The sequence below is a fragment of the Paenibacillus sp. J22P15 genome (assembly GCF_056269345.1).
Genome location: NZ_JBWDNT010000006.1, coordinates 287242 through 313660, shown reverse-complemented (window position 1 = coordinate 313660; position 26419 = coordinate 287242). Strand labels below are relative to the sequence as shown.

At 46.1% G+C, this 26419-nt stretch carries 21 protein-coding genes and 1 pseudogene; 13 read left to right on the top strand and 9 right to left on the bottom strand.

Annotated elements, in window-relative coordinates:
• Positions 1-490: 490 nt before the first annotated feature.
• Both AC0YN6_RS16340 and AC0YN6_RS16335 read right to left on the bottom strand, forming a co-directional pair.
• Positions 491-1177, bottom strand: a complete 687-nt coding sequence (locus AC0YN6_RS16340; RefSeq protein WP_475748109.1) for a class I SAM-dependent methyltransferase — start codon at positions 1175-1177, stop codon at positions 491-493.
• Between the two features lie 120 nt (positions 1178-1297).
• Positions 1298-2284 carry a BadF/BadG/BcrA/BcrD ATPase family protein gene (locus AC0YN6_RS16335; protein WP_475748108.1) on the bottom strand — a complete coding sequence of 329 codons (987 nt, stop codon included), beginning with the start codon at positions 2282-2284 and terminating at the stop codon, positions 1298-1300.
• Between the two features lie 204 nt (positions 2285-2488).
• On the opposite strand from AC0YN6_RS16335, the gene AC0YN6_RS16330 reads away from it, so the two are divergent.
• The 5 genes from AC0YN6_RS16330 (at position 2489) to AC0YN6_RS16310 (ending at position 7570) form a co-directional block, all read left to right on the top strand.
• Positions 2489-4234 (top strand): ABC transporter ATP-binding protein, encoded by a 1746-nt coding sequence (locus AC0YN6_RS16330; protein WP_475748107.1) that lies wholly within the window; start codon positions 2489-2491, stop codon positions 4232-4234.
• A gap of 21 nt (positions 4235-4255) precedes the next feature.
• Entirely contained in the window at positions 4256-4927 is a 672-nt protein-coding gene (locus tag AC0YN6_RS16325; RefSeq protein ID WP_475748106.1) for a response regulator transcription factor, read from the top strand.
• Positions 4927-5988 (top strand): sensor histidine kinase, encoded by a 1062-nt coding sequence (locus tag AC0YN6_RS16320; RefSeq protein WP_475748105.1) that lies wholly within the window; start codon positions 4927-4929, stop codon positions 5986-5988. The genes AC0YN6_RS16325 and AC0YN6_RS16320 overlap by 1 nt, the downstream gene beginning before the upstream one ends.
• Positions 5989-6129: 141 nt before the next feature.
• Positions 6130-6381: a GlsB/YeaQ/YmgE family stress response membrane protein gene (locus tag AC0YN6_RS16315; protein ID WP_475748104.1), complete on the top strand. Its 252-nt coding sequence runs from the start codon at positions 6130-6132 to the stop codon at positions 6379-6381.
• A gap of 259 nt (positions 6382-6640) precedes the next feature.
• Positions 6641-7570: an MBL fold metallo-hydrolase gene (locus AC0YN6_RS16310; protein ID WP_475748121.1), complete on the top strand. Its 930-nt coding sequence runs from the start codon at positions 6641-6643 to the stop codon at positions 7568-7570.
• A 75-nt stretch (positions 7571-7645) separates the two neighbouring features.
• Here AC0YN6_RS16310 and AC0YN6_RS16305 read toward each other — a convergent pair whose 3' ends face one another.
• The 3 genes from AC0YN6_RS16305 to AC0YN6_RS16295 form a co-directional block, all read right to left on the bottom strand.
• Positions 7646-8494: a carbohydrate ABC transporter permease gene (locus tag AC0YN6_RS16305; RefSeq protein ID WP_475748103.1), complete on the bottom strand. Its 849-nt coding sequence runs from the start codon at positions 8492-8494 to the stop codon at positions 7646-7648.
• A 20-nt stretch (positions 8495-8514) separates the two neighbouring features.
• Positions 8515-9402: a carbohydrate ABC transporter permease gene (locus tag AC0YN6_RS16300; protein WP_475748102.1), complete on the bottom strand. Its 888-nt coding sequence runs from the start codon at positions 9400-9402 to the stop codon at positions 8515-8517.
• 99 nt (positions 9403-9501) lie between these two features.
• Complete coding sequence (locus AC0YN6_RS16295) at positions 9502-10746, bottom strand: sugar ABC transporter substrate-binding protein (protein ID WP_475748101.1); 1245 nt, start codon at positions 10744-10746, stop codon at positions 9502-9504.
• Between the two features lie 539 nt (positions 10747-11285).
• Here AC0YN6_RS16295 and bglX point away from each other — a divergent pair.
• The 8 genes and pseudogenes from bglX to AC0YN6_RS16255 all read left to right on the top strand — a co-directional run bounded on the left by bglX (position 11286) and on the right by AC0YN6_RS16255 (position 21028).
• Positions 11286-13442: a beta-glucosidase BglX gene (gene bglX / locus AC0YN6_RS16290; RefSeq protein ID WP_475748100.1), complete on the top strand. Its 2157-nt coding sequence runs from the start codon at positions 11286-11288 to the stop codon at positions 13440-13442.
• 16 nt (positions 13443-13458) lie between these two features.
• Positions 13459-16842: a GH36-type glycosyl hydrolase domain-containing protein gene (locus tag AC0YN6_RS16285; protein ID WP_475748099.1), complete on the top strand. Its 3384-nt coding sequence runs from the start codon at positions 13459-13461 to the stop codon at positions 16840-16842.
• A gap of 78 nt (positions 16843-16920) precedes the next feature.
• The gene (locus tag AC0YN6_RS16280) at positions 16921-17898 is read left to right on the top strand and encodes a LacI family DNA-binding transcriptional regulator (protein ID WP_475748098.1); all 978 of its coding nucleotides are present in this window, start codon (positions 16921-16923) and stop codon (positions 17896-17898) included.
• Positions 17899-18077: 179 nt separating this feature from the next.
• Positions 18078-18524, top strand: a complete 447-nt coding sequence (locus tag AC0YN6_RS16275; protein ID WP_475748097.1) for a MarR family winged helix-turn-helix transcriptional regulator — start codon at positions 18078-18080, stop codon at positions 18522-18524.
• A 204-nt stretch (positions 18525-18728) separates the two neighbouring features.
• Complete coding sequence (locus AC0YN6_RS16270; RefSeq protein WP_475748096.1) at positions 18729-19130, top strand: DoxX family protein; 402 nt, start codon at positions 18729-18731, stop codon at positions 19128-19130.
• 50 nt (positions 19131-19180) lie between these two features.
• A pseudogene (locus tag AC0YN6_RS16265) lies at positions 19181-19766 on the top strand (VOC family protein); the annotation flags it as partial.
• A complete protein-coding gene (locus tag AC0YN6_RS16260; protein ID WP_475748095.1) occupies positions 19763-20374 on the top strand; it encodes an alpha/beta hydrolase in 612 nt (203 codons plus the stop codon). The pseudogene AC0YN6_RS16265 and the gene AC0YN6_RS16260, both read left to right, overlap by 4 nt.
• A 39-nt stretch (positions 20375-20413) precedes the next feature.
• Entirely contained in the window at positions 20414-21028 is a 615-nt protein-coding gene (locus tag AC0YN6_RS16255) for a flavin reductase family protein (protein ID WP_475748094.1), read from the top strand.
• Positions 21029-21147: 119 nt separating this feature from the next.
• On the opposite strand, the gene AC0YN6_RS16250 is transcribed toward AC0YN6_RS16255, so the two are convergent.
• The 4 genes from AC0YN6_RS16250 to AC0YN6_RS16235 form a co-directional block, all read right to left on the bottom strand.
• Positions 21148-21915, bottom strand: coding sequence for an alpha/beta fold hydrolase (locus AC0YN6_RS16250; RefSeq protein ID WP_475748093.1), 768 nt, complete (start codon positions 21913-21915; stop codon positions 21148-21150).
• Positions 21916-22521: 606 nt separating this feature from the next.
• On the bottom strand, positions 22522-23529 hold the full coding sequence (locus AC0YN6_RS16245) for a DUF4179 domain-containing protein (RefSeq protein ID WP_475748092.1): 1008 nt from the start codon (positions 23527-23529) through the stop codon (positions 22522-22524).
• A gap of 11 nt (positions 23530-23540) precedes the next feature.
• A complete protein-coding gene (locus AC0YN6_RS16240) occupies positions 23541-24080 on the bottom strand; it encodes a sigma-70 family RNA polymerase sigma factor (protein ID WP_475748091.1) in 540 nt (179 codons plus the stop codon).
• 133 nt (positions 24081-24213) lie between these two features.
• On the bottom strand, positions 24214-26286 hold the full coding sequence (locus AC0YN6_RS16235) for an acyltransferase family protein (RefSeq protein ID WP_475748090.1): 2073 nt from the start codon (positions 26284-26286) through the stop codon (positions 24214-24216).
• Positions 26287-26419 lie beyond the last annotated feature (133 nt).

Here is a 26419-nt window from a genome sequence, read left to right as displayed (position 1 = left end):
GGGAAGCGATAAGTCTACTATCTAGATCTATTTTCACCAAAAGGGCTGGTTTGCTGAAAATAGGTCTATAATTTAGATCTATTTCTGCAGAAACGTCGCAATACCGGTCATTTGGTGGGGTGGGGGAAGCGATAAGTCTACTATCTAGATCTATTTTCACCAAAAGGGCTGGTTTGCTGAAAATAGGTCTATAATTTAGATCTATTTCTGCAGAAACGTCGCAATACCGGTCATGTGGTGGGTTGGGGGAAGCCGTAAGTTTGTTGCAATAGCTTGCAATAGCTCGGAGTAATCATGTTTGGTAAGGTAAGATGAGGAAGCCTCGTGGCTCGCAACGTTGATATACGTTTGAGCGTTTTTTTATTTGGATGACTTTCAGGCAAAGCGGGGTTAGGATGCAGCTCAGCTAAGCCTAGCTAAGCTTAGTTGAGCTGAGGTGAGCTGAGCTGAGCATAGGTTAGCTACCCTGCCCTGCTTGCCCTGCTAATAGTTAAAGGTGCCGCCACCAAATGCCAGCGCATTCGGGCAGATGGACGAGCTGATCACGTGCGACGCTGTCAGCTAATTCATTACTGAAGAAGAAACGCGTTAATTGCTCGGCTTGCTCCGCGTTGTCAAAGTCATAGTCGGTGCGTATCCATTTGTGCGAGAAGCCATAGTCGTTCTCTAGAGCGGCGTAATACTTATGCAAGAATTGAGGTGGATGAGGTGTTTCAAAGCCTGTACCCATCGTCTCGAAAATAATAATGGTCCCACCTGGTCGGAGCACGCGTTTGATCTCACTTATCACCTGCTGAAGGTTTTGCTTCCAGTCCGGCATATCATCGCTGCATAAGTAACAAATGCTCCAGCCTGATACGATGAGATCCGCGCTATTATCCGAAAGAGGCAGCTGCCGATGATCAGCAACCTTCGTGATCCAATTCGTATGTCCGGCAAGCCGCAGCCGCTCGGCGGCAATTTGCAGGATCGGCTCGTGAGCATCAAGCGCGATAATTGTTTTTGCCTGATCAGCTAACACGGAGGTTAGCCTGCCCGAGCCGGCTCCAAGGTCTGCGATATCCAACCCTCTAATCGGTCGTATTTCTTCGATATCATTGAACACACTCGGCTGCTTCGCAATTAATTCATGATAACGCTCCGCTTCTTCCTCATAAATAAGATGGTGATCTGGCATCGTTATTTCCTCCTCTATGGCTCATTCTCACTAAGCATAAAGGTGTACGTAACGGCAAAGTCAATAGCTGTGCTCTAACACTAAATACCGTCATCACACAGCAAGTTTAAAACAAGCCAGCTATATATTGTTAGCCGCAAACTTATATTCTTTCAGATTATGGATAATTACATCGTCTATAGGAATATTCAAGTGTCTCATCGCTAATAAAATAGAGCCGATAACAGGTGGGAACTTTGGCTGCGCAACGGTGTAGCGCTTGTTGTTTCCTTGCAGCAGCAGCTCGCCTAGCTTCGTCGTAAAGTAGGAGCTATTCGCTACGCCGCCAATAATGGCAACCGTAACCTCTTCGCTATAGAAGGAGGCGGCAATTAGCTCGATGCCCACCTTTGTTTGTTCAATAGCACGATTACACACACGCATTGCGATGGAACTTCCTTGATCGGCTGCTGCAGTCACCATGGGAGCAAATTGCCCAAACTGTTTGTTCCGCTCACGGGTATCCTCATTAAATCCTTTTTTGGCGGTATCAGCGAGCTGTTGAACCGTTGACACACTCCAATGATCAAGCATGGCCTGCCGAAGCTCATGGTCGGTATCGTCGCAGTTGCCTGCAAGTATCTCATATACCGCATCATAAGCAATAAACCTTGCAGCACTAGCCGCGTAATGGTGAAAATCATAATTGCGAATCAATTGTCCGTCTTCTGTAATGCCGAGGATAATAGAGCCGGTACCAGCTATAACGACGATACCTTCCTCGATCATTAATGCGCCTCTATGCGCGGATACGGCATCATTCACATGCCATATCGGGCATGTAAGTCCTGGCAGCTTCGTTAATGTCGTAATCCATTCGAGATCGGAGGGCGAATCGTAGCCTGCTATACCTGCTACAAGCGCGACTACATGATCGGTTGTTCTGTCAACCTCGCGAAGAGCGTCGAGGATGGCTCCTTGTACGTTTGTAGCGGCGTCTTCATCCTTGTAAATGGAGGCTGAGCCTCGTTCCAAATAAGAAAGCACATATCCTCTCAAACTACATACCATGACGCGGGTATGCGTTCCACCGCCATCTATTCCAATTACGACCAGATCCTCTTGCATAGGTACACTCCTATTCATAATGGCTTAATGAAGCAGCCCAAAAAAACTCCAGCCACGTTTAACTAGTTTACTTCAACATTCCATATACAGGAAGAGAATGGATATTCTTTTTACAGCTATTTTTTCGTTGTTTAAACTCCGTTTAAACTGGCGCATTAGAGTAGGTAGCGTAGGGGAGAGAATAGAGATACAGGAGTGATACTGATGAAAGATAAAAAAAGTAATGTAAAGCGGTTTATAGGGCTCATTATGGAGACGAATCCTCCAAGGCTGATGATGTCAATTGCAGTTATTTTGAGCGTTATTACGACGCTAGTGGGACTAACAATACCGTTATTCACGAAAAATATGGTTAATGGCTTCTCGCTTGGGTCACTAAGTACAGGGCAAATCGTTGGGATGGCTGCGGCCTTCATTGCTCAGGTTGTGTCCGGGGGCGTGTCTGTCTACTTGCTGCATTACAGCGGCAATAAGATCGTATCGTCCATTCGCGAACGGTTATGGAGCAAGCTGCTGCGCTTGCCTGTGCCGTACTACGACAACAAGTCTTCCGGCGATACGATTAGTCGTTTGACGAACGATACGGCGCTGCTGAAGGGTCTCATTACCGAGCATGTAACTGGATTTTTCACCGGCATATTGTCCATCATCGGGGCATTGTCGATTCTTTTCTATATGAACTGGCAAATGACGCTTATTATGCTGACCGTCTTCCCAGTGGCTGCATTAATTATGGTGCCAATCGGCAAAAGAATGTACAGTATCTCTAAATCAACTCAGGAGGAGAACGCTCGGTTTACTTCCGTTGTGAACCGCGTTGTATCCGAGATAAGGCTAGTTAAAGCATCTGGTTCAGAGCCTGCGGAATATGAACAAGGACGTATCGGTATTCAAAATTTGTTTGGATTCGGATTAAAAGAAGCCCGCATGCAGGCGCTTATATCGCCAATCGTTACGTTTATCATCCTATTGCTGCTCGTTTGCTTGATCGGCTTTGGCGGTGTGCAGGTATCTTCAGGAGCTATGACTGCGGGTGAATTGGTTGCATTTATTATGTATCTGTTCCAAATTATGCTGCCTATTACACAAATCTCGCAATTTTTTACGCAATTTCAGAAGGCGATGGGAGCAACCGACAGTATTATAGGCATATTAGAAGCAGAAGAAGAGGATCAGGATAATGGCAAGGCGGTTACTCAGATGAATCAGACTTTGCAGGTGGATAATGTATCATTTGCCTATAAAGCAGAGGAACCGATTCTTCGGGATGTGAGTTTGACGATTGAAGCGGGTAAAGTAACAGCGCTTGTCGGCCCAAGCGGCAGCGGCAAAACGACGCTTTTCTCACTTCTCGAAAGGTTCTACGATCCGACTTCTGGTGCAATCCGACTTGGCGGGACAGATATTCGTGATGCATCACTGCGCTCATGGCGCAGCCAGATTGGCTACGTATCACAGGAGAGCCCGATTATCGCGGGCACAATTAAAGATAATTTATGCTACGGTCTGACGCGTGAAGCAACTCAGCAGGAAATCGAACAGGCTGCTCGAATGGCTTATGCAGACGGATTTATTGAGGCTTTGCCAGAGAGCTATGAAACTGAGGTTGGCGAGCGCGGAATTAAGCTATCCGGCGGTCAGCGGCAGCGGATTGCGATTGCGAGGGCGCTGCTGCGTGATCCACATATTCTTATGCTCGATGAAGCTACGTCTAATCTAGACAGCAAATCAGAAGAGGTCGTACAGGATGCACTCAAAAATCTCATGATTGGACGGACAACTGTTGTCATCGCCCATCGCTTATCAACGGTCGTTGACGCGGACTCCATCGTCTTCCTAGAGAAGGGTGTCATCACCGGGGTAGGAACACATGAACAGCTCTACAAAAGCCACGCCATGTATCGTGAATTCGCAAATGGCCAGCTTCGCATGAATAAAACAGCTTCGTAAACGGGAGAGGGGGGTGTATAAATGGGCTATGTGCTGATTGTGGACGATGATCCTCATATACGGGAGCTTGTTCGTGTTATTTTGCAGAAAGAGGGGTTGAACGTACAAGAGGCACCGGATGGTCAGTCGGCTATGGCTCAAATGGAAGTGTTGCCGGCAGATATGGTCATATTGGACATTATGATGCCGAACATGGACGGCTGGGAGCTGTGCCAAGAGCTGCGCAAGCAGTATGATATTCCACTGCTCATGCTCACTGCCAAGGGGGAAATGGGTGACAAGGTAAGGGGGTTTCATCTAGGTACGGACGATTATTTGGTGAAGCCGTTTGATCCTGCGGAGCTGACTGTCAGGGTGATGGCGCTGCTCAAGCGTTACCGAATTGCCGTATCCCAGCAGGTATCCGTAGCGGAGCTTATGCTGGATCGTCAGACGTATGAAGTGAAGGTTCATGCAGAATTCATCACGCTTCCGCCAAAAGAATTCGAGCTTCTATTCAAGCTCGTTAGCCATCTTGGACGCACGTTGACGCGCAATCAGCTGATCGAGGCGATTTGGGGCTATGATTTTGACGGCAACGAACGGACGCTCGACGTGCATATTAACCGGCTGCGGGAGCGCTTCGCCCTATGGGAGGTTTCCATTAAGATTAGTACGATTCGCGGCCTCGGCTATCGGCTGGAGGTGCTCTAATGCATCGTCGAATGTCAAAAATAGAAATTTCTATGCGTTTTGCAGGAGCGATAGCGATGGTATTTCTATTCAGCGGAAGTGCCTTCTCGCTGGCGTATTGGCTGACGAAATGGTTCTACGCGAGGCACGAGGTGCATTTGCCTGAATATGTGGTGCAGCTGTTAAATTGGGGGCTCGGCATATTTTTTCTAATTGTACTGTTTGGTATCGTTAATTTACTGATGCGGCCGAAGCAGAGGGCGGTTTGGGTAGAAATGATCGATGCGTTAAAACGGATGGCCAAAGGTGATTTCAATGTAACTGTGGACCGCGACAAGAAATACCATGGTCAATTCGGTGATTTTATCCAATCGATTAATGATATGGCGCACGAGTTGAAGCAGGTGGAGCTTCTTCGTCAGGAATTCATCTCTAACGTATCGCATGAGATCCAATCGCCTCTGACCTCGATTCGCGGCTTTGCGAGCACGCTTCAGCGTGAAGACCTCAGCCGAGAGGAGCAGCGCCATTATTTGTCGATTATTGAGCAGGAAACGACGCGGCTGTCCAGAATAAGCGATAATCTGCTCAAGCTGACAACTCTAGAGGCCGAGCAGCAGCAGCTTGATTTGAAAAGTTACCGCTTGGATACACAGCTTGAAAGCATCGTGCTTGCCTCAGAGCCGCAGTGGCTGGACAAGGAGCTTGAGCTCGAACTGGAGCTGGAGGAAACGGAGATAAGGGCAAATGAAGAGATGTTAAGTCAGGTCTTCGTTAACCTCATTCATAACGCTATTAAATTCACTCCAGTTAGAGGGAGCATTAAGATTGAGCTCCAGCACATAGGAACTGAGATTAAAGTAATAATAACGGACACAGGTATCGGTATTTCCGAAGAGGATCAGCTCCGTATATTTGAACGTTTCTATAAGGGTGACAAGCAGCGTACGAGGACGGCCGACGGAAGTGGGCTAGGCTTATCGATTGTAAAAAAAATTATCGAGCTTCATCACGGTGCAATTCAAGTAGACAGCAAGCTGCAACACGGATCAACTTTCACTGTCACGCTCCCGATCCATTAATAACCGAGCCGCATAACTTTTATTAAAAATGCAGAACCCCTCTCCCTGATCTACCAAAAATTACACTGAACAGCTTTGTTTCAAAACATGCCCATTAGGTTAATCATAGCTATAACGAATGACAGAGAGGGGCACATAAATATGGGACTATTATGGACAATAATTGTTGGCGGTATCATTGGTTGGTTAGGCGGTTTGCTTGTCGGGCGTGACGTACCGGGAGGTATTATCGGCAACATCGCAGCGGGCTTCATCGGAGCTTGGTTAGGTACACTTCTGCTTGGCTCGTGGGGACCGACAATTGGCGGTTTCGCCCTCGTTCCAGCTATTATCGGAGCCATTGTTGTTGTGCTGCTGTTAAGCGCCATTATGCGTGGAACAAGACGCGCATAACGTTAAACTTGATAAAACCGCTGTTGAAGTAGTAACGTATACTTCAATAGCGGTTTTTTACGTTCAAAAGCTACAAAGGAAGAGGTTAGAGGGCATGCTCCTATTCATTAGTATCATCACGGTATTTGTTGTCGTTGTTTTATTAATATTGAAGTATTATCCTGCTTTAGGCGCGAGTCAATCGAATGCAGGGCGGCAGCGGCTAAGCGCGTCCAAGCAGTATGCCATTAAAAAATTTATAAATGATACTCCTACCGCAATGGATATGACGACAAGTCAGAAGCTAAAGCTGCTAGTCGATTTTGTGAAAGGCAATCCAAAAGCAAGACCGAATAAAGCAGTGGCTTTTGAGCCGCTGAGTGAATTGTATTTTGAGAAAGAAAAAGAGCCTAAACTGACGTGGTTCGGCCATTCGGCTGCTCTGCTGCAATTGGACGGAAAAACGCTGCTGCTTGATCCCATGTTCGGCAGTGCTCCGTCCCCGTTTCCGCTCATTGGCGGTAAAAGATTCAGCAATAAGCTGCCGTTTGAGATGGAGCAGCTGCCGATGATCGATGCGGTGCTCATTTCACATGATCATTACGATCATTTAGATTACGGTTCAATAGTAAAGCTGAAGGATAAGGTGAAACAGTTTTTTGTTCCGCTCGGCGTTGGCCCTCATCTGGTGAAATGGGGAGTAGATCCTGCAATCATCGAGGAGCTTGATTGGTGGAATGAGGTTACCTATGAGGGACTAAATTTGGCTTGCACACCTGCGAGGCATTTTTCTGGAAGAAGCCTGACGGATCGTGATGCTACGCTTTGGTGCTCGTGGGTGATACACGGCCGGGAAGCAAGGGTCTTTTTTAGCGGAGACAGCGGTTATGGGCCTCATTTCAAAGAAATCGGCGAGAAATACGGTCCGTTTGATCTGACTCTCATGGAATGCGGACAATACGATGAGCGTTGGGCTGCGATTCATATGATGCCTGAGGAAACGGTTGAAGCGCATTTGGACGTGCGGGGAGAGGTGTTGATTCCGATTCACTGGGGGGCGTTTACACTGGCACTGCATGGCTGGACCGATCCGGTGGAACGTGCCGTGAAAGCAGCTAAAAAACGCAATGCGACGATTTCAACTCCGAGAATTGGCGAGACTGTCTTCATTCGCTCCGCTTCTTATCCGTCATCGTCATGGTGGCTTTAGAAGGATTATACTTTCAAACGACGCAGGGGCTGTTCTGAAAGGTCTAATGACCTCTAAGAACAGCCCCTGCTGTGTTTATTTCATACCCGATATCGAGTAGTTCTCGATAATGTGCTTCTGGAAGAAGATAAAGATAATGATGATCGGTACAACCATGAAGGTTGAGCCGGCCATTTGGAGCGCGTAGTTGCCTCCGTATTGTCCTTTGAGCAGCGACAAACCGACCGAAAGTGTATACAGCTTCTCGTCATTCGCGATAATAAGCGGCCATAGGAAGCTGTTCCAGCCTCCGATGAATGCAAGAATACCCTGTACTGCAAGAATTGGCTTCGAAATCGGAAGTACGATCTGCAGGAAGGTACGGAACTCGCTTGCACCGTCGAGACGTGTCGCCTCAAGCAGCTCATCAGGAATAGTTGACATGAACTGACGGAACAAGAATATTCCGAAGGCTCCAACTAGACCAGGCAATACAACGCCAATCATCGTGTTCGTTAGATGCATCTCATTTAGGATCAAGTAGACAGGAATCATCGTAACTTGACCGGGAATCATCATCGTAGCAAGCACGAGATAGAACAAGTATTTACTGCCTTTAAACTTATACTTCGCGAAGCCGAATCCAGCCATTGCATTCATGAATAAGCCGATGAAGGAGAAAAAGACAATGATCAGCGTGTTTTTTAAATACACGTCGAAGTTCATATTAAGGAACAAATTTTTGAAATTCTCTGTCGTGAAACGCTCAGGCCACAGAGTAGGCGGGATATTCTGAATCTCGCTCTCCGGTTTGAAAGAAGACAGAATCATCCATACGAAAGGAAGGATGACTAATACCCCGCCGACAGCTAGACATATGCCTAGTATCCACTTGAGCACTTTTTCGCCTCTCGAGGCACTTGATAATTTGGCTTGCGAACTCATCCGATGCACCTCCGTTTGGATTATAGATCCGTATCTTTATTTTGAAATCTGAACTGTACGAGCGTGATCACAATAATGGTAAGGAACAGAACGAAAGATCCTGCAGCCGCATAGCCGAAGTTGCTAAGCTGGAAGCCGTTCCGATATATGAACAGTGCCACTGAAGTTGTACTGTCGAGTGGACCGCCGTCTGTCATAATGAATGGCTCCTCGAAAAATTGCAGCCATCCGATCATAGTCGTAATTGAAACGAAGAAAATCGCAAAGCGCAGCATTGGCAGCGTAATGTAGATTAGCTGCTTCCAAGTGCTCGCTCCGTCTAGTTGAGCAGCTTCGTAATAAGACTTTGGAATGCCTTGAAGTGCAGCAATGAAGATGATCATGTTCAGTCCGATCCCTCTCCATACAGCCATCAGAATAAGTGAAATCTTAGCCATGATGGGGTCTTGCAGCCAAGGTACGGCAGGCAAATTAATCGATTCGAGAATATAGTTGAATAGGCCGAAGGCAGGGTTGTAGAGAAAGCCCCATACGACAGCTACAGCTACAACGTTCGTAACCGACGGCATATAATATACGATGCGGAAAATTTTAAAGGTCCGATTGGCGCCGAAATTAATCATGATCGCAACAGCTAATGAGCATACGATAACGAGTGGAACTCCGATAAGCACATAGAACAATGTATTCAATATAGCTTTAATAAAAATGGGATCAGCCATAACGTCTACATAGTTTTTGAAACCGACGAATGAAATGTTGGACCAGTCTGCAAGGCCTGCTAAGTCCATATTCGTAAAGCTTATAATCAAGGCCACGAAAATCGGCAATAAAGAGAAAAGGGTAAGTAAAATAAGCGTCGGAGCGATAAAGAAATACGGTGCCTTGCTCTGGGATATCCCTTTCATATACGACCCTTCCTTTGCTATGAGCGCCTGGCTAATTTAATCCATTTCATGGAACCGGCAGCGGTCCAATTCAAGAAGCGCTGCCGGCATTGGCGGTCATTATTTATTTAAAATTTGTTCAGATTTAGCGTTGAAGGTATCTAGTTCCTTCTGGATATCACCATTGGCACGGTAAATTCTCTCGAACGTGGATAGAACGTTCTGAGCAATTTCCTCCCATGGCTTAATACCTGGCATTGGTTTAGAGGCATTCATTTGCTCGCCGATTACTTTCAAGTTAGCATCAGATGACAACTTCTCGTCTTCCCATGCTTTCTTTGTGGAAGGCAAGGAGTTCGACAACTCCAACCACTTCAATTGCGTTTCAGGCTTGCTCATGTAAGCTAGGAATTTCAATGCTTCCTCTTTGTGCTCTGTATGTTGGAAAATGGACAAGTTAGAGCCGCCTAGGGATGACAGATTGTTCTCTTTCTTAGGAAGAACTGCTGTAGCCCATTTACCTTCCAGCTCAGGTGCTTGATCATTGATCAATTTAATCATCCAAGGGCCGCTGATGAACATCGGCAGGATGCCTTCGCCTTTAAATGCCGGGATAATGTCCATACCCAAATCGATCGGAGCGGAGCCGTCTTTGAAGAAGCTATCCAAATATTCAACGGCCTCAACGAACTCTGGTTCGTTGAACAGCGGCTTATTATTCTCAATAAGTTTCGAACCGTTTTGACGTGCAAACATGAATAGAAGTGATTGTTCTTTCACGTCAAGGCTGATGCCGTATTTGTTTTTGCCGCGAGCTGCAAGCTTAGTCGCTGCATCTTTCAGCTCATCCCAAGTTTCAGGAGCTTTATCATATCCAACTTCTTTTAGAAGGTCTGTACGGTAGTAAAGAACGCGAGTGTCGATATACCATGGCACGCCGACTGTAGCGCCTTCATATTTAGTTGTTTCAATTGAGCCAGGGTAGAAGTTGCTTTCAGCCAGCTCAGGGTATTGACTGATATGAGGAGTGATGTCCATAAGCGCTTTAGCAGAAGCGAATTCTGGAATCCAAGTTGTTCCCATTTGAAGAACGTCAGGACCTTTCTTAGAAGCTACAGCTGTCAACAGCTTGTCATGCGCAGTATCCCAAGGAAGTGCTTGTACATTTACTTTAATGTTCGGGTTCTCAACCATAAATTGTTCGGCAATTTTCGGCAAAGCTTTCGCTTCTTCCCCCATACCCCATACATTCAATGTTACTTGGCCCTCAGCGGCGCCTTCATTGTTATTACTACCGCATGCAGTAAGTGCTCCAACGAGTAGCATGGAGCTAGCCAGCGTGGTTACTACTGATTTTTTAAACATTAAATAATCCTCCCTAGTGAATGATAGTTATAAGTACTATGCTGTGTTTATGTGCAAGTTATGCACATGAACGCATTCGACAGCCAACTTTTTCAGCTTGATACTGAATCATGAATATGCTGATTTCTGCGTATACACCTCCTGGTGTAAAATCATTCGCTACATCGGTATTGAAATGTTATTTCTTCTGGTGAAACGTTTCTATTGATAGAAAAATTACCCTATCTATTTATTATTAATAGAAATACTAACACTTCGAAACGTTTCGAATATATTATAGATCATAAATAAAACGTATTCAAGAGCTGTTTTTATTATAAAATTTTACTTCTTCTTAATATATAAACGTTTTTATTAAGTTTGAAACAGCAATTGACGGCTCTTTTTAAATTGTTTATAATCCATATCAGAGAGCAATAGAAACGTTTCGATTCTAAATAAATTGTGACTTAAATCAATTTTAGTAAAGACACCTAGATGCGCAAACATTAACTATAAAATGATGAATGAGCTGGGCTCATACGAGGGGGAGCAATGTAATGGAGAAACAACCTAAGGCTCTATTGAAGCTCATGACGCTTGAAGAGAAGATTGGTCAGCTGCTGCAGCTGGCGACGCCTTTTTTCCAAGGTGCGGATGGACAAATTACCGGACCAATGGCAGAGATGGGTATAACAGAAGAAACAGTACGGAATACGGGCTCGGTTCTAGGCTTAACTGGAGCGAGCGAAGTCATTGATGTGCAGAAGCGGCATTTGGCGAATAATCGACTTGGTATACCGCTTCTCGTAATGGCAGATATCGTTCATGGTTACAAAACAATATTCCCAGTTCCGCTTGCTATAGGCTGCTCTTGGAATATGGAGCTGGCAGAGCAAAGCGCCGAGATCGCTGCGAAGGAAGCGGCCGCAGCAGGCGTGCATGTTACGTTTGCGCCAATGGTCGATCTTGTGCGTGATCCAAGATGGGGCAGAGTGATGGAGTCGACTGGTGAGGACCCGTATTTGAACAGCGAGTTCGCGAGAGCATTTGTAAGAGGCTTTCAAGGGGAGGATCTTACGAATGATCACAGCCGCGTCGCTGCTTGTGTGAAACACTTCGCCGCTTATGGAGCTGGTGAGGGTGGGCGTGACTATAATACCGTTGATTTGTCAGAACGTCAGCTTCGCGAGTTTTATTTGCCTGCTTACAAGGCTGCACTTGATGAAGGCTGCGAGATGGTCATGACCGCATTTAATACCGTCGACGGCATACCAGCTTCAGGCAACAAATGGTTGATGCGTGATTTGCTTCGCGCAGAATGGGGTTTTGACGGCGTACTGATTTCTGATTGGGGCGCTGTGAAAGAGATGATTCCGCATGGCGTTGCAGCCGATGAGGCGGAAGCGGCGTTGAAAGCCATTAAAGCTGGTGTCGATATTGAAATGATGACGACATGCTACTCGGATCATTTGCAGAAGCTTGTTGAGACAAACGAGATTGATGTGGCATTGATAGACGAAGCTGTACTGCGTATTTTGGAACTGAAGCAGAAGCTGGGATTATTCGATCAACCGTATCGCGGAGCCGATGCTGAGCTGGAGAAGGAAATTGTAGCCTCTGCTGCACACCTTCAGGCATCAAAGCAATTAGCGGTAGAATCTTCTGTTCTATTGAAAAATGATGGCGTACTTCCGCTCACACGTGAGCAAAAAATCGCGCTAATTGGACCATTTGCGGCAAGCGGCGACATTCTTGGCCCATGGTCATGGCTTGGTTCCAAGGAAGAAGCTGTTCAACTCGCAACGGGCATTGCAAGCAAGATTGATGCTGCACAGCTTACTGTCACGGAAGGCTGCGGTATCGAAACGTCAACGGATGAGCAGTTGAAAGCAGCGCTGGCTGCGGCAAACGATGCGGACGTTCTCGTCCTGGCACTAGGCGAGCATTCCGATATGAGCGGGGAAGCGGCTAGCCGTGCGGATATTAAATTGCCGCAAGTACAAGTGGAGCTGATTGCTAAGTTGAAGCAGCTCGGCAAGCCAATGGTCGTTGTTCTCTTCAACGGAAGACCGCTCGATCTGCATGGGGTTATCGATCAAGCAGATGCGGTGCTTGAGGCTTGGTTCCCAGGAAGCGAAGGCGGCGCAGCTATCGCAGATCTTCTATACGGTGATGCTGATCCGACGGGAAGATTAACGATGTCGTTCCCTTATGCTGTAGGACAAATACCAGTCTACTATAACCGGTTTAATACAGGAAGGCCGCAGGGCGCACCGGATGCACAAGTGAAATATGTATCTCAGTATTTGGATATTCCGAATGAGCCGCTGCTTCCATTTGGCTATGGACTCGGCTACACAACCTTTGCATACGAAGGTGCTGAGTTGTCCTCAGATACAATGAGCGAGACTCAATCACTGGATGTGAAAATTACGGTAACCAACACAGGAACACGTTCAGGTGAGGATACTGTGCAATTATATATTCGCGATATGTCGGGTGACGTCGTTCGTCCGCTTCAGGAGCTGAAGGCTTTCCGCAAGGTTAAGCTTGCGCCAAACGAGAGTAAAGAAATTATCTTTACGCTTGAAGAGAAGCAGCTGCGGTATTATCATGCCGATCTTACTTTTACTAGCGATCCTGGAGACTTCGAACTTTTTATTGGCCCAAATAGCCGTGATGTTACGACGCTCAATTTCAAATTAAGCAAATAGAGAGGCAGTGAGAAGCATGGAAACTATAATCAACCCTACGAAGGCTATGGACAAGATGCGGATTGAAGCTGGAGAGACGAAGTTTGATTTTCTAAGCAGCGGAGATCTTATGCAAGCCGTTCATCAAGGAACGATGCTGAACCAGGTTGTAACTAACCCGATCGATGGTTCACTTAATAATATTTACTTGCGATTGCACGGTGCAGAAGGCATTTCTTACGAGCCGTTGCTTGGTATCCGTTCATCGAGCCGCATGTCGGCTGCTGGTGGACGACTGATTTGGGAAGGAACAGCATTCGGAGGAATCACTTATCGCGTTGTATTTACGCTTACAATGCACGGAATATGGTTCTGGGATGTAAACGTGGATTCGCAAAACAGTGAAGTTAAGGTTGATATCCTTTACGGACAAGACATCGGTCTTGCTGATATTGGCGCTGTACGTACGAACGAGGCGTACATGTCTCAATATGTCGATCACAAGGCGTTTAAGGATGAGAAGCTGGGTTATGTGCTGTGCTTCCGTCAGAACCAACCGATGCAAGGTGCATTTCCTTATATGCAGCACGGTTCACTAACAGGTGCAACGAGTTATTCTACAGACGGTTTCCAATTCTTCGGTCTTAGCTACAAGGAAACGGATGTTCCAGCAGCACTTAGCCAGCCAACGCTTGCGAATGAAGTATACCAGTATGAATTCACCTATGCTGCGCTGCAATCGGAGCTTGTTGCGCTAAAGGGAAAAGGTCGTTTCGTATTTTACGGTTTGTTCAAAGCAGACCATTCTTCCGCTATTGAGACATTAGAGTTCGCTGCGGAAGTACAGAAGGCTTGGGATGAAGTACAGTCCAGCGAAGGTCAAGCAACTGCAGCAGATCATGCATCAAGTGCTGAGTTCGTTACTTTGACAGGTGCGCCGGTTGGAACGGAAACAATGACTGCGGAAGAGATTTCTGCTTATTTCCCTAATCGTCACCAAGAGGAATGGCAGGATGGCAAGCTGTTGTCGTTCTTTACGGACAGCCATGAACACGTCGTTCTGAAGGAAAAAGAGCTTCTCGTTGAGCGTTCACACGGCCATATTCTAATGTCAGGCGGCAACGACCGCATGACTGAGAATGTTATGACGACAACATCTTATATGTACGGTATTTTCAACTCGCAGCTGCTTGTCGGCAATACGAGCTTCCACAAGATGATGACGAATGCCCGCAACGCTTTGAATGTTTTGAAGACGTCAGGACAACGCATCTATGTTGAAATTGAAGGAACATACCGCCTGCTTACGATGCCATCTATGTTTGAAATGGGCTTCAACTATGCCCGCTGGTACTACAAAATGGCAGATGACATGCTCATCATTACGAACTACACAACGGTTGATACTCCGGAGGTTCGTTTGCACCTTCGTTCGGCTAAAGGACAGGCTCATCGATATATCGTTACGAATCAAGTTTCTATGAACAACAATGAGTATGAGCTGCCATATCAGATGGAGCAATCTAATGACATGCTTATCTTCAAGGCTGACCAGCAATCGATCAGCGCACCGGTATTCCCTGATCTGAAATACCGTATGCAAGTAAGTGGAACAGAAATGGTACTAGGAGATGAAAGTCTGCTTGTTCAAGGCGGTGTGGCTGCGTCTGCTTCACTTGTTGTTCTTCAACTAGGCGAGAGTGCTGAATGGACGATCACGATGCAAGGTCTGATTCATGGTGAAGAGCTGCCGATGGTTGAGAAGAAGTCAGAGAACGAAATTGAGCGTTACCGCGAGTTTATTCGGAACGTGATGAACGGCTTCCAGCTCTCCAAAGCTGGCGCGGATGCCGTTTCAGCTGAGCTGGACAAAGTGAACGCAATGGCATGGTGGTACACGCATAACATGCTCGTTCATTATTCCGTACCGCACGGTTTGGAGCAATACGGCGGCGCAGCATGGGGAACGCGCGATGTATGCCAAGGTCCAACGGAATACTTCATGGCGATGCGCAAATACGAGCAGGTCGCAGAAATTATCAAGACTGTTTATTCTCATCAGTATGAGGATGACGGCAACTGGCCGCAATGGTTCATGTTCGATCGTTACTTCCATATCCAGCAGGAAGAAAGCCATGGCGATATCATTGTATGGCCGCTGAAGGTGCTAGGCGATTACTTGGCTGTTACGAAGGATTACAGCATCTTGGAGGAACGTGTTCCTTACACGGTTCGTCATAAGGGTAACTTCACGACAGAAACAGCGACGCTCCTTGACCATGCAATGAAAGAAATTAAGTACATGAAAGATCATTTCCTGCATGACACGCATCTATCGTCATATGGCGACGGGGATTGGGATGATACACTCCAACCGGCGAATGCGCAGCTTAAACAATATATGATCAGCAGCTGGACTGTTGCACTTACGTATCAAGTTCTTGAGCAGTTTGGAAGTGTGCTTGAGGAAATTGACACGGTGCAGGGAGCTGAGCTTAAGCAGCTGGCAGCTTCTATTAAAGAAGATTTCAATCGTTATATGCTCCAAGAAGAAGTTATTCCAGGCTTCGTCTACATGGAAGAGCCAGGAGAGGCGAAGCTGATGCTTCACCCTTCGGATACGACGACAGGTATTCAATACCGTCTGCTTCCGATGACACGCAGCATGATCAGTGAGCTGTTAACGGAAGAACAAGCGGCTGAGCACTACCGTATCATTAAAGAGCAGTTGTACTGCCCAGACGGTGTAAGGCTCATGAATCGTCCTGCACAGTATGCGGGCGGCGTAAGCACAAACTTCAAACGTGCAGAGCAAGCGGCGAACTTTGGCCGGGAAGTGGGATTACAGTATGTCCATGCCCATATCCGTTACGTAGAAGCGATGGCTAAGCTAGGCAAGAAGGATGAAGTATGGCAAGGCCTTCTCATGATTAATCCAGTCGGAATTCGTGATGTTGTGCCTAACGCAGAATTGCGTCAAAGCAATTCGTACTTCAGCAGCTCCGATGGCAAGTTTAACAACCGTTACGATGCGCAGGAACGCTTCGGCGAGCTGCGTGACGGTTCAGTTCCGGTCAAAGGCGGATGGAGAATCTATTCAAGCGGCCCTGGAATTTACATGAATCAGATGATATCGAATGCACTCGGAATCCGTCAGTTTGAGGGAGATCTGGTTATCGATCCTGTTCTTCCTACAGATCTTGACGGTATGCAGTTCGAGTTCCTGTGGAACGGAGTACCGATTAGCTTCGTTTATCATCTAAGTGATGCAGAGCAAGTGAGCCGGGTAGTTATTAACGGCAAGGACGCTGAACTGAATTCAACTGCTAATCGCTATCGTGCTGGCGGTGTGAGAATTACAGAAGAACAATTGCAAGCAAGCCTTCTTGCTGAATCCAATCGGATTGAAATTTTTATGTAATAAGCAGACTGGCGGACTCCTAGAGCCGCCAGTCTTTGTGATATAGTGGAGGAACAATGAAAGATTGGAGTGAAAGCTGTGGTTAGTATAAAAGATATCGCTAAACAAGCTGGGGTCTCGATCTCGACGGTATCTTACGCACTCAACGGCAGCCCTAAGGTTACGGATGAGACGACAGCACGAATAGTGGCTATTGCCAAGGAATTGGACTATATTCCGAACGCTGCTGCAAGGTCGCTCAAGACGAGAGAGACGAAAATTATCGGAGTTTTCCTTACCGACTTCAGCGGGGCCTTCTATGGTGACCTTCTGCAGGGTATGAAAGAGGTTTTGACGGCAAAAGGTTATGATCTATTCGCATGCAGCGGTATACAGTCTCATCGCATGCTGCCAGAGCGGATGATTGACGGCGCCATTATTTTAGATGAATCGTTCGAGAGCTCGGAGCTGTTGAGCTTCGCGGAACGCGGGCATAAACTAGTCGTGCTGGACCGTGAGCTTCAGCATCCGAACATCAATCAGGTGCTGCTCGACAACAAAGCGGGAGCGTCGTTAGCGACAGATTACTTAATTGAGCAAGGGCACCGTAAATTGTATGCCGTAACTGGGCCAGCCGGCTCGTATGATTCTAAGCAGCGGCTTCAAGCGGTTGCGCAAGTAGTAGAGCGCACAGCAGGTGCTACGCTGACTGTTATTGAAGGTGACTTCAACAAGCAGACTGGGGAACTGGCGGCAGAGAAAATTGTTGCAGATATGGGCAGTTCAACAGGAGCGGTATTTTGCTTCAATGATGAAATGGCAATTGGTATGTTCAATTATTTAACGACGAATTATCCTAATATTCGGGTTGGGGAACATATTCATATTATTGGGTTTGATAATGTGGAGCTTGGCTCGTATACACAGCCTCGGTTGGCTACGATAGATTATTCCAAGCGCAAGTGGGGTGCCCTTGCCGCCGAGCAGTTAATTAAGCTCATCGGGGGCGAAGAAGTTGAACATGAACGCATATACGTTACCTTGATCAAAGGTGAATCAGTACAGGCAGCTAAGTAAAGCTAATTGGTCATTTGCTAACGGACGAATTGAGGAGCAACCTCAATTTGTTCGTTTTTAGATGATTGTGCCATTCACCTTTATATTAATAAAGGGTTGACAGATGCTTCAAAATGCATTATCTTTAATTCAAGATAACTTAATTAAAGATAAGAACGGCGCAGAAGGGAGTGATAATCATGGAAAAAGAGCAACAAAATGATTCATTAAATCTCTTCATCGCGCTGTCTAGAGCGAGCCAATGGGTGAATGCTCATGCGGATCGCGATATACGTAAGAATGGCTTGAACCGGACAGAGTTTGGGGTGCTTGAGCTGCTGTATCACCGAGGACCGCAGCCCTTGCAGCAAATCGGCGAGAAAGTGCTCATGAGCAGCGGCAATATTACTTATGTCGTAGATAAGCTGGAGAAGAAGCAAGCGGTGCGCCGCAGAGCTTCGACGACGGATAGACGTCTCATCTATGCGGAGCTCACGGATCAAGGCAAGCAGTTTGTGGAGGAAGTGTTCCCAACTCATCAAGATACGATTGAGCAAGCGATGAAGGGGCTTTCCACAGAAGAGAAGCAGCTCGCAAGTAAGCTGCTCAAGAAGCTAGGCAAGTATGCACAGGAGCATTACAAGTAGTTGGTCTTACTAAGCGGGGGCCGCAGCTGATTACTTGTTACGGCTCATAAATGATGGCTGCTATGAGAGGCACCATCATTTATACACGCCTTATATCTTAAGTTAGAGATTCTTTAATTGGTGATTAATGCAAGGGATATGAAGTGAGCTAATGTGTAAAAAAAGTTCAAAAAAAATTTTTAACAAAAAATGGAGGTTATTAAATTGAGTATTGCATTGGGATTATTGATTATTCGTGTTGTTGTAGGGTTGTTGTTCGTAGGACATGGTGCACAGAAGCTGTTCGGTTGGTTTGGCGGTTACGGTCCAAAAGGAACAGGCGGTTGGATGGATTCAATCGGTATTAAGCCAGGGGTTGCAATGGCTGTCACAGCAGGATTGATGGAGCTCGTCGGAGGGATAATGTTCGCAGCAGGTCTACTTACACCGCTTGCCGCTGTATTGATCGTCTTGACCATGCTCGGTGCTATTGTGAAGGTACATGGACCAAATGGATTATGGGCAACTGCAAACGGTTATGAATACAATCTTGTCCTCGCAGCCATTGCTATAGGTATCGCATTAACAGGTGCTGGCGAGTATTCAATTGACGCGTTGATCGGCTAATCCGTGATCGAGTGAATTACATTACTTTTGAAATTGGGATAAAATAAGGAGTTAAGAAGACGATTAACTTTGATGCGCCTGAGGTTTACCATCTTTATTTTGGCAATGAAATCGGAAGTCCAGCAACGATTATTACGTTTTTTCCTTGTGCAAATTCACGTAAAGGCAAAATTGGCGGGGGACAGGTCGGCGTAACGACTTATGTTGTCCCTGCTGGGGCATTGGGGTTCTGGAAAGAGCGTCTGATTAAGCTGAATGTGGATTTTGCACAAGCATCAAGATTTGGCGAACAGTATTTGCAATTCGAGGATCCTGACGGCTTAAAGCTTGAAATTGTAGCTCGTGAGCAAGGTGCTTTAAGCAAATGGTCATTTGGAGGCGTTCCGGCGGATCAAGCGATGTTACCAGCCTACACCTATCGTGGATCGGCAATATTTCAACGCGATCTATTTCCGTGAAGCAGGCGGTATATTATTCGAGATTGCGACGGATACACCGGGCTTTGCTCGTGATGAAGAACCAGATCGGCTCGGAGAGAAGCTCATGCTTCCGGAGTGGTTTGAAGAGCATCGCACGCAAATTGAGCAATTGTTATTACCATTCGAAGTGAGAGTATTGGAGGAGGACAAATCATGAAGCATATATTCAAAAAAGGAACAGATTCTGCTGCTCCGGTATTGCTGCTTTTACATGGAACAGGAGGCACCGAGCGGGATTTGCTCCCGCTCGCTGATCTTATTTCGCCCGCCTCATCGGTTCTAAGCGTGAGAGGAAATGTGCTGGAGAACGGCATGCCGCGTTATTTTAGAAGGCTTGCTGAAGGCGTTTTTGATATCGAGGATCTTCTATTCCGCACGAAGGAGCTTAATGAATTTCTTGATAGCGCAGCTGTCGAATACGGCTTTGACCGCAGTAATATTGTAGCCATCGGTTATTCGAACGGAGCTAACATTGCGGGAAGCCTGCTGTTCCATTATGAAGGCACGCTGCGCGGAGCGATTTTGCATCATCCAATGGTACCGATTCGCAATGCGCTGCTGCCTGATCTTACAGATGTTCCTTGCTTCATCGGGGCAGGCTCGAATGATCCGCTTTGCACACCGCAGGAGACCGAGGAACTTGACCGTATGCTGCAAGCAGCAGGCGCGCCAGTAACGGTTCACTGGGAGACATTCGGACATCAATTGACGAGTTCAGAGGTGGCTGCCGCTGCAGCTTGGTATAACGAAACCTTTAATGGTTAACAAAAGAGCAATCATTTCGCTGTGAGAGGGGATTCCGTTATGCTATCGATTGATCCAGCCAGTCAAAGTGTACAGGATAATTACAAGCTGCTGATCGGCAGTATTGTACCGAGACCGATTGCTTTTGTTACGACGCTTTCTAGTGAAGGGGTGCTGAACGCTGCGCCGTTCAGCTTCTTCAATATCGTTACGGCTAATCCTCCTATGGTAGCGGTGTCCGTCCAGCGGAAGCCGGGCGGTGTCCAGAAGGATACCGCCCGAAATGCCGTCGCCGCAGGCGAATTTGTTGTGCATATTGCTGATGAGAGCTATATTGAAGCGATCAATATTACAGCGGCAAGCTTGCCTCCTGAGGAGAGCGAGGTTGATCTTGCAAGGTTGACAGCGATTGCGAGCGAGCAGGTAAGCGTGCCTGGCGTAGCTGAAGCAAGAATCCGCATGGAATGTATATTGGACCAAGCATTACAAATTGGCGGCTCTGCAGATTCACCGGCATGCGATCTCTTAATTGGCAAAGTCGTGCGTTTTCATCTGGATGAGGCGTTGTATGAGAATGGGCGCATCAACGCCGAAGTTTTGAAGCCGGTAAGCCGACTAGCTGGAAGCGATTATGCGAAGCTAGGAGAGCAGTTTTCAATTGAGCGGCCTTCTTGAAGATAATTAATACTTGGAGTTAATGCCTTAGTAACGCAGCAAAGGCTGCCGATGATAGACATCGGCAGCCTTTTGTATTACTAATATGCTTCTATGTTTCCGTTAAGTTAAACGTTAAGTTAATCCATCATGCCCGAAATCATATTTGATTCCAAGAAATGAAGAATGGAATCATTAACATACACAGGGCTTTCCCTAAGCATATGAGGCCTGTGACTTCCTCCCGCAACGACCAAATACTGTGATCCTGCAACGAGAGCGCTTAAAGCTTTTATTTTCTCTTCGCCAACAAAAGAATCGTTCTCTCCCGTAATAAATAACGAAGGACAGCTTATACTGCCGAGCTGGTCAATTGTAAGCTGAGGGTACAGACGCCAATCGTTTGCAGACTGACGCATATGCTCTTGCCAATCGCCACGGTGCGCTTCCTCGTGTCGTTCCGTCATTTGATCGATGATAGCTTGCTTCTCATGCTCGATCAGCCACTCCGGTTCAAATTGCTCAACACCGGTGGGATCAGCAAAGCCGCTAGTGCCTATCGTAGTCAAAGTAGCTACTCTTTCTGGGTTATGAACGGCACCATACAATCCAACGTTCGCCCCTAAGCTATAGCCAATTAAATACGCTCTAGCTATGCAAAGCATGTCCATAAAATCAATCAAATCCCGAGTAAGCTGGGGTGTACTCCATTCCAGACTATTACATCTTGTTCTGCCATGACCTCTGAAGTCTGGATAATAACAAGTGTATTTATTCTGAAAATCAAGTATTTGGCTGGCGAAGGCCAATATCCCCCGTGAGTAGCCGCTGTGCAAAAAAATGACAGGCTCACCACTCCCCATCTTTTCATAATAGACGTCCAAATCTTTGAAATGGATGTACGGCATAGCGGCCTCCTCGGGAATTGTTCGTTTTAGATAAATTTTAATTTTTCAGCATTAAATTTTTATACTTGCTCCATTTCCGAGTGCTCGCTCTTTTGAGCCGCAATAGCGGTACACGCTGCATATATAAGTCTAGATTTTAGATCTATTTGTGCGGATTTGATCTTTTTGAGGGAAATAGGTCTAGCTTCTAGATCTATTCCTGAGTTTTCGCTCTTTTGAGCCGCATTAGCGGTACACGCTGCATATATTAGTCTAGATTATAGATCTATTTGTGCGGATTTGATCATTTTTTGAGAAATAGATCTAGTTTCTAGACCTATTCCTGAGATTTCGCGATTTTGAGCCACATTAGCGGTACACGCTGCATTTGTAAGTCTAGATTTTAGATCTATTTGTGCTGATTTGATCATTTTTTGAGAGTTAGATCTAGTTTCTAGATCTATTCCTGAGTTTTCACTCGTCTGAGCCACATTAGCGGGACATGCTGCATATATTAGTCTAGTATATAGATCTATTTGTGCAAATTTGATTATTTTCTGGGAAATAGATCTAGTTTCTAGACCTATTGCCCCCGTGCTCACTCATTCTCTTTCCGCTTTACTCTTCTTAAGGATTAATCGGTATAAATGTCTTTTCATCCAAATCGATGTCTGTGGCAAAAGGATTATCTGAGCTATCATAAGGAACTAAATAGTATTTCTCTGCTGTCAGATCAATGGAAGGATAGCGGTTGTGAGAACCTTCTGGTGAAATTTCAGAAGTGTTTGGCCGGATTACATTTCCGGATTCACTTATAATTTGGAATGCAATGTGAGTTGCTTGTTCGGGCCAGTCATAATAAAGGATCGTTGAAACGGGCGACACAACAAGCTTCTTCAAATGGAGGGCTGGTCCATCTTCAAACGATACATCTTGATCAAACTGAATCGTTGTCATGTCTGAGGCCAGTTGTTCAGTGGGAACCTTAATATCAAACACCCAAGGCTGATCGATCGGCTTCACTTCTTTGTCTATGCTCCAGTTTAAATTATCATAAGTTATATGGAACGCGATCGTTTCACCGATTGGCAGCTCTGCAATTCTAACCTCATTATATACCGTATACATGGAATCATGTACTTTTATAGACTGACCGGCAGTGCCCAAAGTTAGGCTCTGTCCATTCATGAGTACGGTGGGCCTTGGATGCATTTTATAATGGAAATCGACCCCCTTTGCCGGTTCAAAAGTAGAGCTGATGACCAAACGTCCGCTATCAATCAGCGCTTCATTTAATGTCCATTTGCCGTACTTATTTTCTGCGGTAGTACCAATTTCAGTTTTATAAAGGGCATAATCCGGCTGCTCATCACTGGTTCTAACGAATCCTTCAATCATACCGCCGACAAATGGAATATTCGCAAAAGTGATCGACCCCAAACTCAAGGATATGGTTGTTGCCAAAATAACAGCTGCCGCAATTCCTGCATATCTTTTCTTATAACTGGTGTTAGATCTTCTTATTTTCTTTCGTACTCGGACTTGCCAATTCTTTTTTTGAAGGCTCGTGAGCTCCTGCTCTTCATACTGATTTACATCTAGGTTTACATCATTTAAATCTTTATAGATCGACATCGTATCACTCCTTAAACTTCACTATTTTTGACCAAAAAGTTTCTCAGCTTCTTTCGTCCCCGGGAGAGCTTGTTATAAACCCAAGACTCCTTTGCGTTATATGCTTTCGCAATTTCATTGGAAGGCGTTCCTTCTAAGTAATATTTTTCGAAAATTTCCCGTTCACTCGCCGACAGCTGTTCAAGCAGCTCATCCACGTGGTCTGCTTTTGTGGGGAGGTTTGCTTTTAACATGGATTCGTCCATATCCGAAACTGAAAACTGCCGATTTTGCAAGGTGATTTGTTTTCGTTGATAATCAATCGCCTTATACTTAGCAACTGCCGCTAACCATTGTTTAAAGCTATTTTTCTCCGGATTAAAGTGATGGATATGATTCCAAATGGATAATAGGACATCGTCAAGACATTCCTCATAATCCTGTTGTTGAAAATTTAAGTGACGTTTAATAATGGCCGTAAGCAAGCCTCCATATTGATTGATGATGAACGGTATGGCTTTCTCATTTTTATTTTGTATGTGTTGTACAACATTGTCCTCTGTAATTTTCAATTCTCCAGCCCTCCTTGCATTAATTATTGGCGCCTACTATGTAATACGAACCGAATACGAATAATCTATCACAAGTGAAAAAAAAAGAGTGCTTGAGAGGTAAAACACTCCCAAAGCACTCTTTATTGTATGTTTATTTGTTTATCGCTTCAACGAGCAGGTCAGCATAAAATTCTGCTCCATGTTTTTTCAAATGCACGCCGTCGGCAGCAAAAAAGTCTTTCTTGCCTTTACTTGCTGTATACCAATCTACGATGGTAACGTTCGGGGTTTCTTCCGCTGTTGCAGCAAGCATTTTGTTTACGGAGTCCTGCCATTTGCGCGGTACGCGCGTGTTGATAAAGATGATTTCACGCTCTGTACCAATGGTACTCAGCAGTTCATTCATCTGCTTAGTTGTGAAGACACCGTTCGTACCTAACTGGATGATGACTGTATCTCCAAGCTGTTTATTTTTTTTCAATTTTTCAATAATAGCGGAAGCCTGCCCAAACTGCCTACCTACTTTACCGTCAATGGCGATGCCTGGCAGCAGTTTCTCCAAGAATGGACCTGCATCCAAAATGACGGAGTCGCCGATTACGGTAATGCTGTTTTTGTCGAGAGGTGCGACAGGCTTTTTCTCGGGTGCAGGGTTGGCGGTTCCGCTGCCCTGCGAGTTATTGTTACCTTGTTTATCCGTACTAGGCGGTACAGATACTGGCGGGTCAACCGCAGCGCCCGTGCTCGGCGGTTTTGTAGGATCAACGGTTACCGTTTGATCCACCTGATCGGATGGACTGCCCGCTATAGTCTTCGAATCATCAGCTTGCTCCGTCTCTTGAGGCTGCTTTTCTGGAACGACTGGTTTCGGGGTGCTGATCGTCTCCTCTTGTTCTGCTTTATCCGGCTCCTCCTCAATAGCAGGAGGGGTTTGATCAGGAGCACTCGGCGTCCCCGGCGTGACAACCGCTGTTTCATTGCTCTTTTCACTACCGCTGGCAAACTGCAAATTAGCACTGCTCGTGCAAGATACGCTGGATACGACGAGTACGAACAAGGCGAAATAAGTCGTTGTTTTTTTCAACTTAACGAAGTGAACGAGTTGGTCTATCTGACGCTTAAGCTGGGCATATAATCTCTCCAGTGCACCATGCCGTATGGGTTCCTCCAAGAAACGCCAAGAAAGCTCAGCAAGAACAAAGGTGAGAATCACTTGAATGAGCGCTCGCATCAGATGCAGCTCTCCGGCCTCTGCAGTTGGTGTGGTCAACACGATAATCGGATAATGATACAAATAAATGCCGTAAGAACGAACGCCAATCCACGTAAGAGCCTTGTTGCCAATTAGATTAGCGAGCTTGCTTGCGGGATGCACAAGTGCGGCGACAACCACAGCAGTAGCAAGAGAGAGCAGCACCATCCCCCCGCGATAAAGGAAGGAATCGTACTCCCCAGTCTGATTAATCATAACAACAATAATAATTAAACCGAATGTGCCTATACCATCCAAAAAAAGACGACTGCGCGTGGAGATAGACGCAGTCAACTTCCAACTTGGCCACACGATAGCAAGCGCTGCACCGATAAGCAAGGCAAATGCTCTTGTATCCGTACCATAGTAGACTCGGCTTGGATCTACACCAGGCTCATACAGCAGAACCATTGCGCCTGCGGATATAGCGGCTGCTGCAAGAGTCCATAATGCAAGATTGCCGCGTTTTGGAGAGAAGCGTACAGCTACCAGCAGCACTAAAGGCCATAGCAGATAAAACTGTTCTTCAACCGCAAGCGACCATAAATGTCCGAACGGAGAAGCAGGGCCGAAGCTCTCAAAATACGAAACCTCATGAAAAATAAGCCACCAGTTATTTATATAGAGCAAAGCCGATCCGATATCTCCTTTAAGAGACAAAAGCCGACTTGTATCACTAATCCATAGCCATAAAGAAACGACAGTTATCATGAGAAACATCGCGGGCAGCAGACGGCGACCACGGCGAAAGAAAAACGTTTTTAAGTCTAATGTTCTTGTGGAGCCTAGCTGCTTAAGCAAAATGTCCGTAATGAGATACCCAGAGAGCACAAAGAACATGGTAACCCCAAGCAGTCCTCCCGGCACCCCTTGCAAATTCAAATGATAGGCGATCACTGCCAGCACGGCAATGGCTCGCAAACCATCCAGTCCGGGCATATAACGACTACTGTTTCCGATTGGTTTAGGCATGGCGGAATCCTCCTGCAATCATTTGAATAGGGAATATTGCAGCAAGGTTGATAAGAAGATGATCGTGGAAAAAGCGATGCTGTTGAATCGTACCGGTGGTAAAAATGATGTTCAGCCCCTCTGGATGATAAAT